Source organism: Nocardioides sp. URHA0020 (assembly GCF_000620705.1).
Classification (GTDB): domain Bacteria; phylum Actinomycetota; class Actinomycetes; order Propionibacteriales; family Nocardioidaceae; genus Nocardioides.
The window spans coordinates 261989-272083 of record NZ_KK211166.1; the positions used below are offsets into that span (position 1 = coordinate 261989).

The 10095-nt window shown below is 71.9% G+C and carries 6 protein-coding genes; 1 reads left to right on the forward strand and 5 read right to left on the reverse strand.

What is annotated here, in order from left to right; all coding sequences use genetic code 11:
• Positions 1-95: 95 nt before the first annotated feature.
• The 5 genes from N542_RS26440 to hrpA form a co-directional block, all read right to left on the reverse strand.
• The gene (locus N542_RS26440) at positions 96-1334 is read right to left on the reverse strand and encodes an HNH endonuclease signature motif containing protein (RefSeq protein ID WP_231482464.1); all 1239 of its coding nucleotides are present in this window, start codon (positions 1332-1334) and stop codon (positions 96-98) included.
• 683 nt (positions 1335-2017) lie between these two features.
• Positions 2018-3394 carry an ABC transporter substrate-binding protein gene (locus N542_RS0105705; protein ID WP_155992862.1) on the reverse strand — a complete coding sequence of 459 codons (1377 nt, stop codon included), beginning with the start codon at positions 3392-3394 and terminating at the stop codon, positions 2018-2020.
• Positions 3395-3491: 97 nt separating this feature from the next.
• Entirely contained in the window at positions 3492-3923 is a 432-nt protein-coding gene (locus N542_RS0105715; protein WP_051551430.1) for a type II toxin-antitoxin system PemK/MazF family toxin, read from the reverse strand.
• A 127-nt stretch (positions 3924-4050) separates the two neighbouring features.
• Positions 4051-4647 (reverse strand): hypothetical protein, encoded by a 597-nt coding sequence (locus N542_RS0105720; protein ID WP_028643101.1) that lies wholly within the window; start codon positions 4645-4647, stop codon positions 4051-4053.
• Positions 4644-8399 carry an ATP-dependent RNA helicase HrpA gene (gene hrpA, locus N542_RS0105725; protein WP_028643102.1) on the reverse strand — a complete coding sequence of 1252 codons (3756 nt, stop codon included), beginning with the start codon at positions 8397-8399 and terminating at the stop codon, positions 4644-4646. Before hrpA ends, N542_RS0105720 begins: the two co-directional genes overlap by 4 nt.
• 65 nt (positions 8400-8464) lie before the next feature.
• On the opposite strand from hrpA, the gene N542_RS0105730 reads away from it, so the two are divergent.
• Entirely contained in the window at positions 8465-9979 is a 1515-nt protein-coding gene (locus tag N542_RS0105730) for an FAD-dependent oxidoreductase (protein ID WP_028643103.1), read from the forward strand.
• The last annotated feature ends 116 nt before the right edge of the window (positions 9980-10095 follow it).

Here is a 10095-nt window from a genome sequence, read left to right on the forward strand (position 1 = left end):
CGGCCTGATCGGTGGAGACCTCCCTTCGAGAACTTCTGCCGACAGTCGTCGGCAGGTGGACCGTCATGGGCCGGGCCCGGAGCCGATCACCTGGCTTATTGGCGTCGCGTGAAGGTGACCTTGCCGTTGTGGTGCTTCTCCATGTCGTAGGTCGGGTCGTGGGCTCGGGCGTGGTGTCTTGGGCAGAGCAGCCCGGCGTTGTCGAGGTCGGAAGGGCCGCCGTCGGTCCACCTGGTCCAGTGGTGGGCGTGGCACATCCACGGTGGCCAGTCACAACCCTCAGCCACACAACCACCGTCGCGGAGGGACAGGGCGGTGAGCTGCGCCTTGGTGAAGAACCGTCTGGCCCTGCCGGCGTCAAGGACTTCGGAGTCGGCGCCGAGGACGACCGGGATGATCTTCGCGGTGCACGCCAGCCGACGGGCTGCGGCTGGGCTGATGCGCTCTCCGGTGTCGAGGATCCCGGCCTTGTCCAGCTGTCCGAGGAGGGCGTCGAGGGCGATCGTGACCACGATCGTCGCGTCCCTGCCCCCGACCTGCGGGAGGTCCTTGGCGCTGATGCGGTCGATGAGCTCGCAGAACGCTCGGCCCATCCGCTCCGGACCCGGCCGCCTCTCCACCCGGGGGCCGTGGGTGGCGGCGAGGTGCTTGGGGGCGGCGAGCGCGAGGAGCATCTTCTTGAGCTCTGCTGCCTGGAGGGCGGGGAGGGTGAAGCGTCCGTGGACCTTGCCGTGGCCGTCGTCGCTCATCGTGAGCCGGCACGCTTGTGCCGCTTTGGTCTGTTCTCGTTCGAGGAGGTCGGACTCGTGCTGGTCGGCCAGATCCGGGGCGATGACCTCCAGCAGCCGACGCCCGAGAATCGTGAGGCGCTTCGCGTCGTGCTCCTGTGCGGCGGTGACGAGGTGCTCCTCGGCCCTGGCCAGCAGCTCCGAGTCGAGACCGTCGGGGAGCGCCCTGATGGAGCGGATGATCACGTCGGCCTGCTCCAGGCGGAGGTTCCCGTGGGCGAGCGCTGACCGGACCCGGTCGTAGGTGGCCAGGTCGTGGCCGAGGTGGACCGTGCGCGCCGCTGCCGACCGGGTCTGCCTGGTCTGGTGCGCCAGCCAGTTCGCGGTGCTGGTGGCTCCCACGTCGGTGCCGACCTCGACCTCGTCGGCGTGCGCGGCGACCCGGGCTTCGAGTTCGATCACCTGAGCCTTGAGGCGGCCCAGTTCCATCAGCGTGGTGGCTGCTTCGGGAGCGCTCATGGACCACACCGACGCCTCCACCAGGGTGTCAGCGATCCCGCGCATCCGCGCGGTCGCTTCCGCCACCTGGTGGTGAGGTGTGGTCATCGCCGTCATGGTCCTAGCCAACCTCGACCAGCCGACATCTGCATCCGTGCTCCGCGCGACTGTGGACGGCGGTGTCACCAGGGATCCTGTGAACGAAAAGTGGCCACGAGAGCTCCTCGACACCGCCGCGGTGGGTTGGTCGCCCGCTGGTCCGAGAACCTCGGTGGTTGAGGTGCGAGGGCCCCCAGGCCCGAGCCGCGAGACCACCCACCCAGAGACGACTCGGTGGTTGAGGTGTGAGGGCCCCCAGGCCCGAGCCTCGAAACCACCCAGCCGGAGAGGTCCAGGTCAGCTCGGTGGTTGAGGTGCGAGGGCCGCCAGGCCCGAGCCTCGAAACCACCCAGCCACAGAGGACCAGGGCGGCGATACGCGGCGTAGCTGACTGTCGGCGCCCGACCCGAACGCACCCGCAGGCCGCGCTCATCGCCCTGCCTTCGCTGCGGGGGTTTCGAGGCTCGGGGCTGGCGCGCCTCACACCTCAACCACCGGGTCGCAGGCCGCGCTCACTGCCGCTTCTCCGTTGCAGGGGTTTCGAGGCTCGGCGCTAGCGCGCCTCACACCTCAACCACCGGGGTCGCAAGCCCTGCTCACTGCCTTACCGCTGCGGGGGTTTCGAGGCTCGGCGCTGGCGCGCCTCACACCTCAACCACCGGGGCGCCCTCGCAGCTCGACCCCGCCCGATGTCAGCCGGAAGGGGTGGGGGAATCCGAAGGGCTGGGAGAGTCGGAGACGGAGTCGGGGTCGAGGATGGCCTTGGACTCGTCGTCGACCTGGGTCGTGAGGGCGTCGAGGTCGAGGACGCCGACGCCGTAGACCATCTGCTGGAGAGCGGGGGCGACGGTCTCCTCGAGCTTCGGGAGGGTGTCGATCAGCGGCGGGACCGACATGGAGCGCACGCTGCTGTTGAAGAACGCCGCGTGCTCGGGCCGCCGGCCGGGCTGCAGGAAGTCGTCGGAGAGCGCGACCTCGACGTTGGCGGGCTGCAGGTAGCCGGTGGCCGCGACCAGGCCGACCCAGTCAGCCGAGAGCTCGTGCAGCATGAAGTCGGCCGACAGGCCGGGGCTCTCCGTCTTGGCCGACATGCACAGCGCGGTGACGTCTCCCACGGTCGCGGCCCCGTCGAGCCGGGGCATCGGCATGACGTCGAAGTCGAGGTTGCTCCTCTCGCGCAGGGTCGGCGTGAGGGACCGGTCGCCGACGATCATCCCGAGCCTGCCGCGCAGGAACCACCGCAGGGCGGACGCCTGGCTGAGCTGCGTCTCGTCGAGGGTCACCTGCGGGTTGCGCAGCAGCTCGAGGGTCCGCTCGAGAGCGTCCTTGCTGCCGTCGCTGGAGAACGTCAGTGACGTCGGGTCCTCGGGGTCGTCGAAGACCGTGCCACCACCGGACTGGATGAACGGCGAGAGCCCCTGGATCGTGGGGGCGATCTGGACACCCTTGGTGTTGCGCGCGGGCCGGCTCGCGAACTCCGCGGCCGCGGCGAACTGGTCGAAGGACCAGCCCGAGGCGTCCGCGTCGGGAACGTCGAGGCCGCGCTCGCGCATCCGGTCGAAGTCGACCAGGCGCTTGTTGTAGTAGATGACCTGCGGCGTGACGCCGTACGGCATGCACTGCAGACGGTCGTCGGCGCTCAGGGCCTCGAGGGCGTCGCGGGAGTAGGTGTCACCGAACTCGACGCCGCGCTCGTCGAGCAGCTCGTCGACCGGCTGGGTGTAGTCGTTCTCGAGCAGCCACGACAGGTCGGCACGCGAGGCCATGAAGACGTCGGGGAGCGGCGCGCCCGCCTCGACATCGGTGCGCATGGTGGCGCGGTCGGCCCAGCTCTTGATGACGACGTCGATCCGCTCCGGGTCCAGGTTCCAGGCATCGACGGTGGCCCGGAACGCCCGCTGGACGGGCGCCGGACCGACCACGCCGAACGTGAGATTGGCCGGCGCGGCCGCGGTGCTGGTCGTCGGCGACGGGGTGGGGTCGGCATCCGACGAGTCGCTCGTGCAGGCTGCGGTGGTCAACACCGACGCCACGGCGACACCCGCCACCAGTCCTCGGCTGAACCGCACCTGACCTCCTCAGACCCGCACCATGACGACGCCCGGGCAGGCCCGGGCGCCGCCCACCATATCGACCCCGGCGTGAGGTGCGCTCACCCCGACCGGCTCAGGCCAGCGGGTGGAAGGACCGGGCCGCGGCGATCACCCGGTCGAACGTCGCCCGGTCGAGCGCGGCGCCCTCACGTCGTACGGCGGACGGAGCCAGCCGGATCAGCCGGTCCAGCCGGACCTCGCTCGGTCGGCGCTGCCGGTCCCACGCGCCGGTTCCGACGTCCATCCAGTGGCGCCCCCGCCGGGTCTCCTGCTCGACGTCGCGGTCGTGGTCCTTGCTGGTCAGCATCAGCCCGAGGAGCTGCCGGCCGTCGCGGCCGATCAGCAGCACCGGCCGGTCCTTGCCCTGCTGCGGGTCCTCCTCAAACGGGACCCAGCCCCAGACGACCTCGCCGGGGTCGGGACGACCGTTGGCGCGGGGGGCGTAGGAGACGCGCAGGGTCCCGGAACTGGCGGGACGGCGGAAGAGTCGCCGGAGGAGTCGCATGGCCCGAGAGTAGGAGATGGAGTACGCCGGACCGGGAGCGCCTCACGGCGCGTGGCCGCTCTAGGCGGCTAATTTTGGGACCCGGGGCTGCCACGGCCCGACGTACTCCACACAGAGTCTAACCGGGTCAGGCCAGCCCTTGTTCCAGTTCGAGGTGACCGGCTTCCTCGAGCTGCTCGGAGAGCACCAGCATCCGCTGCACCTGCTCCTCGGTCGGGCCGCTCAGCGACGCGCGGCCCGTGGCCACGACCCGCGCGAAGGCGGCCGCCCGCAGCAGCACGTCGGCGAACTCGCTGCCGGCGATGCCCCGCAGCACCTCGTCGATCATGGCCTTGAGCTGCTCGGGCCCCGGCGGGTCCGCCACCCCGGCCACGACCCGCGCGACCTGCGCGCTGCGCCGTCCGGCGTCGAACTCCCGCGACACACCGAGCGGGTCGGCGTACACCCACGAGCGCAGCAGGTAGAGCCGCCACAGGCAGCCGGCCAGCGAGTCCGCGGGCGAGCCGGACCAGACCTCGGCGATCGTCTCGATGCCCTCGGTGTCGGCCAGGTGCAGCAGCCGCTCGGCGACCTCCGCGTCGGCCGCGTCCCTGCTCCCGCGCACCAGCAGGTGCGCCGCCCGGTCGGCGGCCTCGCTCACGAGCGCGGGGTCGGTGCCCCCGACCAGCGCCTCGAAGAAGTTGCCGCCCGGCGTCATCGGTCGGTGGTGGATCCGATCTGTCACGCCTGAAGGCTACGTCGGATCCGTTGGTCGCTCACGGGGTACGGCGTGCCGAGCTGCTGGGCCCACAGCGAGACCCGGTACTCCTCCAGCATCCACCGCACCTGGCGCAGGTGCTCCCCCGGCGGTCGGCCGGGCGGCAGCGCCGCGAGCTGGTGCAGGTAGGCCTCCTGCAGATCGGCGACCTGGTCCATCAGCTGGCGGTCGCGGTCGAGCTGCGACGGCAGGCGCTCGCGGCGCAGCTCCAGCGCGGTGAGGTACGTCGGGTAGCGGCGCAGCTGCGCGGCCCCGGCCTCGCCGACGAACCCCGCGTGCACCAGCCGCCCGAGCTGCGCCCGCATGTCGGTCAGCGCCGGCAGCATCAGCATCTCGGCGCGACCGCTGAGCGCCTTCTCCGCCTGCCGCCAGCCACCCAGCACCCGGATGACGTCGGACATGGTGGCGCGCAGGTGCGCCTCGTGCTCCCGCGCCGCCTCGGCCAGCAGCGCGTCGTACGCCGCCCGTTCCCGCACGGTCGGTCGCGCGTCGACGACCGCCTGCACCACCGCGGCCCGGCAGTCCTCGAGCAGGTCCGCGACGGTGGCGTACGGCGAGCCGGCCAGGCCGAGCTTCTCGACGTTGGTCAGGTCGCGGAGGATGGCCGGCACCGGCGACGGGATCGCCAGGAGCAGCAGGCGTCGTACGCCGGACCGGTGCCGGGCCTCCTGCTCCTCGGCGGAGCCGAAGACCTGGAGGCCCACGGTCGACCCCTCGTCGACGAGCGCCGGGAAGACCCGCACCTGGTGGCCGGCGCGCACCTGCTCGAACGACGCCTCGATCGGGTCGAACACCCAGGACGTCTCGCCGCTGCGCGCGAGCCCGCTGTCGGTCGCGACCTCCGCGATCGCCGCGGCGAACTGCGGGCGCAGCGGCTCCTTCAACGCCTCCAGGTCCTTGCCGCGGGCCTGCTCGTGGCCGTCCTCGTCGACGACGCGGTACGTCGGGCGCAGGTGCTCGGCGACCTTGGACCAGTCCCAGGCCTCGCGCGGGACCACGACGCCGGTGGTCGAGCGGCACCAGCGCTCGAGGGCGTCGAGCAGCGGCTCCTCCCCCGGCGGCACGGCGGCCAGGAACTCCCGCGCCTTGTTGGGCGCCGGCACGAAGGTGACGCGCAGCGCCTTGGGCAGGCTGCGGATCAGGCTGGTGACGAGCTCCTCGCGCAGGCCGGGCACGTTCCAGGAGAAGTCGTCGGCCTCGACCCGGTTGAGGGTCGCGACCGGCACGTCGATGGTGAGCCCGTCGTCGGCCGCGCCCGGCTCGAAGTGGTAGCTGATCGGGAAGGTCAGGCCGCCGCCGTCCCAGGCGGCCGGGTAGTCGCCGGCGGTCACCTCGCCGGCGGTGTCGTGGGTGAGCATCGAGGGGTCGAAGTCGAGCAGGTCGGGGCGCTGGCGCCGCTCCTGCTTCCACCACTGGTCGAAGTGCGCACCGCCGACCACGCCGGGTCCCACGCGCGCGTCGTAGAAGTCGAAGAGCGTGTGCTCGTCGACCACGATGTCGCGACGACGGGCCCGGTGCTCGAGCTCCTCGGCCTCCTCGAGCAGGCGCCGGTTGGTCTCCATGAACCGGTGGCGGGTGTGCCACTCGCCGTACACGAGGGCGTGCCGGATGAAGAGCTCCCGGGCGAGCGCGACATCGACCTTGCCGTAGGAGATGAGGCGGTCGGCGACGAGAGGTACGCCGTACAGGGTGACGCGCTCGTAGGCCATCACGGCCGCGCGCTTCTTGCTCCAGTGCGGCTCGGAGTAGGTGCGCTTGGCCAGGTCACCGGCGAGCTGCTCGGCCCACTCGGGCTTGATCGCGGCGTTCTGCCGGGCCCAGAGCCGGCTGGTCTCCACGAGCTCGCCGGCCATCAGGAACTGCGGCTGCTTGCGCGCCAGCCCGCTGCCGGGGAAGATCGCGAACCTCGCACCGCGGGCGCCGAGGTACTCGCGCATCGGCCGCCGGCCCCCGGTCCTCTCCTTCTCGCGCTCCTCCAGCAGGCCGATGTGCGACAGGAGCCCCGAGAGCAGCGCCTGGTGGATCCCGTCGGCGTCCGGGAGGTCGGCCACCTGCCCGACGTCGATCTTCATCTCCTTGCACACCTGGCGCAGCTGGGACTCGAAGTCCTGCCACTCCCGGACGCGCAGGTAGTTGAGGTACTCGCGCTTGCACATCCGGCGGAACGCCGAGGACGACAGCTCCCGCTGCTGCTCCTTGACGTAGCGCCACAGGTTGAGCCAGGTCAGGAAGTCACTGCCCTCGGCCTTGAAGCGCGCGTGCTGCTGGTCGGCCTGCGCCTGCTGCTCCGAGGGACGCTCGCGCGGGTCCTGCAGCGACAGGGCGGCCGCGATCACGATCACCTCGCGCACGCAGCCGAGGCGCTCGGCCTCGAGGATCATCCGCGCGAGCCGCGGGTCGATCGGCAGCCTCGCGAGCCGCCGCCCGACCTTGGTCAGCCGGACGTCGCCCGGCGAGAGCGCGCCGAGCTCCTCCAGCAGCTGGACGCCCGCCGAGACGTTGCGCTTGTCCGGTGGCTCGACGAACGGGAACCGGCCGATGTCACCGAGCCCGAGCGAGGTCATCTGGAGGATGACGCTGGCGAGGTTGGTGCGCAGGATCTCCGGGTCGGTGAACTCCGGCCGGCCCTCGAAGTCCTCCTCGGAGTAGAGACGTACGGCGATGCCCGCCTCGACCCGGCCGCAGCGACCCGAGCGCTGGTTGGCGGAGGCCTGGCTGATCGGCTCGATCGGCAGCCGCTGCACCTTGGTGCGCACCGAGTAGCGGCTGATCCGCGCGACGCCGGTGTCGACGACGTACCGGATGCCCGGGACGGTCAGCGACGTCTCGGCGACGTTGGTGGCGAGCACGACACGGCGTACCGACGCCCCGTGGGAGGAGAAGACCCGGTGCTGCTCGGCGGCCGAGAGCCGCGAGTAGAGCGGCACGATCTCGGTCCGCGGCAGCTCGCCCAGCGCGTCGGCGGTGTCGCGGATCTCGCGCTCACCCGGCAGGAAGACCAGGACGTCCCCAGGCCCCTCGGCCGAGAGCTCCTTGACCGCGTCGACGATCGCCTCGGTCTGGTCGCGCACGACGACCTCGCCCTCCTCGTCCTCCTCGTCGAAGGCCATCAGCGGGCGGTAGCGCACCTCGACCGGGTACGTCCGGCCGGAGACCTCGATGACGGGGGCGTCGAAGTGCTTCGCGAACCGGTCCACGTCGATGGTCGCGGAGGTGATGATGAGCTTGAGGTCGGGGCGGCGCGGCAGCAGCCGCTTGAGGTAGCCGAGCAGGAAGTCGATGTTGAGGCTCCGCTCGTGGGCCTCGTCGATGATGATCGTGTCGTACTTCTTCAGCATCCGGTCGCGCTGCAGCTCGGCCAGCAGGATGCCGTCGGTCATCAGCTTGACCCGGCTCGACCTCGAGGTGCGGTCGGTGAAGCGCACCTGGTAGCCGACCAGGTCCCCCAGCTCGGTGCCCAGCTCGCTGGCGATCCGCTCGGCCACCGAGCGCGCCGCGATCCGGCGCGGCTGGGTGTGCCCGATCAGTCCGCCGCCGTCCTTGCCGCGCACACCGCGGCCGAGCTCGAGACAGATCTTCGGCAGCTGGGTGGTCTTCCCGGAGCCGGTCTCGCCGGCCACGATCACGACCTGGTGGTCGCGGATCGCCTCGGCGATGTCGTCTCGGCGCTGGCTGACCGGCAGCTCCGGCGGATAGGAGATCTGGAGCTCGTCGGTCATGGCGGATCCATTGTGCCGGGATCGTCCACAGGGTGTGCACTTAGAACCTGTTCTACTATCGCGCCATGACCGAGGAGCGCGAGTACGACGTCGTCGTGGTGGGTTCGGGCGGCGGGGCGCTGACGGGGGCGTTCCTGGCCCAGAGGGCCGGCCTGACGACGGTCGTGGTCGAGAAGACCGCGCTGCTGGGAGGCACCTCGGCGTACTCCGGCGGAGCCTGCTGGCTGCCCGGCAGCCAGGTGCAGCAGCGCGCCGGGATCTCGGACTCGACCGCGGGGGCCCGTGACTACCTCGCCGCCGTGCTCGAGGACGCGGACGAGGCGAAGGTCGAGGCGTTCCTGCAGCATGCCCCCGAGCTCGTCGCCGACCTCGAGGCGGACCCGGCGATCGACTTCGAGTGGCTGCCGTTCCCGGAGTACTACGCCGCGCCCGGACGGGTGCCCTTCGGCCGCTCGATCCAGCCGACCAACGTCAAGCGTGGCGAGCTCCCGGCCGCGGTCGGCGACCTGGTCCGGCCTCCGGTCGAGCGCGACCGCGCCGGCGAGGGCGGCCGCAACACGCTGTCCGGCGGCCAGTCGCTGATCGCGCGGCTGCTTGACGGGTTCCTGCGCGACGGCGGCACGGTGCTCACCGAGCTCCCCGTGACCGGGCTGGTCCTGGACGACGACCGGGTCGCCGGGGTGGCCGCGATGACGCCGGAGGGGCCGGTCGAGATCCGCGCCCGACGCGGCGTGCTGATCGCCGCCGGCGGCTTCGAGGGCAACGCCGAGGAGCGCGCCGCGCACGGCGTACCGGGTGACGTGGCGTGGACGATGGCCCCGGCCGGCACCAACACCGGAGAGCCGATCCGGGCCGCCGTGGCGATCGGCGCCGCGACCGACTACCGCGGCATCGGGTGGTTCTGCCCCGGCCTCGAGCAACCGGACGGCGGCGGGTCGTTCACCCTGGGCTTCCGCTCCGGCCTGATGGTCGACTCCTACGGCGAGCGGTACGCCAACGAGGCGCTGCCCTACGACCGGTTCGGGCGCGAGATGGCCAAGGCCCCCGAGCGCATCCCGTCGTGGTTCGTCTTCGACTCCCGCGAGGGCGGCCGGCTGCCGGCGATCGCGATGCCCGAGGGCGACCCGGCCGCCCACCTGGCCGCCGGCACCTGGGTGCGGGCGGACACCCTCGAGGAGCTGGCCGGCCTGATCGGCGTACCCGCCGAGGCGCTGCTCGCGACCGTCGAGCGCTTCAACGCCTTCTGCGAGAGCGGTGTCGACGAGGACTTCGGTCGCGGGGAGGACGAGTACGACACGTTCTTCGCCGGTGGCACCGGGCCCAACAAGGCCCTCACCGCGTGCTCGGAGCCGCCGTACGTCGCCGCCCGGTTCGTGCTCTCCGACCTCGGCACCAAGGGCGGCCTGGTCACCGACGTCGCGGGGCGGGTGCTGCGCGAGGACGGCTCCCCCATCCCGGGGCTCTACGCCTCGAGCAACAGCACGGCCTCCGTCTTCGGGCAGCAGTACCCGGGCCCGGGCGCCCCCCTCGGCTCCGCGATGGTCTTCGCCTCCCTGGCCGTCCGGGACCTGCTCGCCTGAGCAGATCGCAGGCCCGGTGGTCGCCGCCGGTGGTCGAGCAGCGAAGGCGCCCTGGCGCCTGAGCGTCGTCGAGACCCCCGCAACCCACACGCGACGCCGGGCGACGCGAACGACGC

Bases quoted from the DNA above. Each gene is read 5' to 3' on its own strand.
- N542_RS26440 (WP_231482464.1), bottom strand. From the start codon at position 1,334: ATGACCACACCTCACCACCAGGTGGCGGAAGCGACCGCGCGGATGCGC.
- N542_RS0105715 (WP_051551430.1), bottom strand. From the start codon at position 3,923: ATGCGACTCCTCCGGCGACTCTTCCGCCGTCCCGCCAGTTCCGGGACC.
- hrpA (WP_028643102.1), bottom strand. From the start codon at position 8,399: ATGACCGACGAGCTCCAGATCTCCTATCCGCCGGAGCTGCCGGTCAGC.
- N542_RS0105730 (WP_028643103.1), top strand. From the start codon at position 8,465: ATGACCGAGGAGCGCGAGTACGACGTCGTCGTGGTGGGTTCGGGCGGC.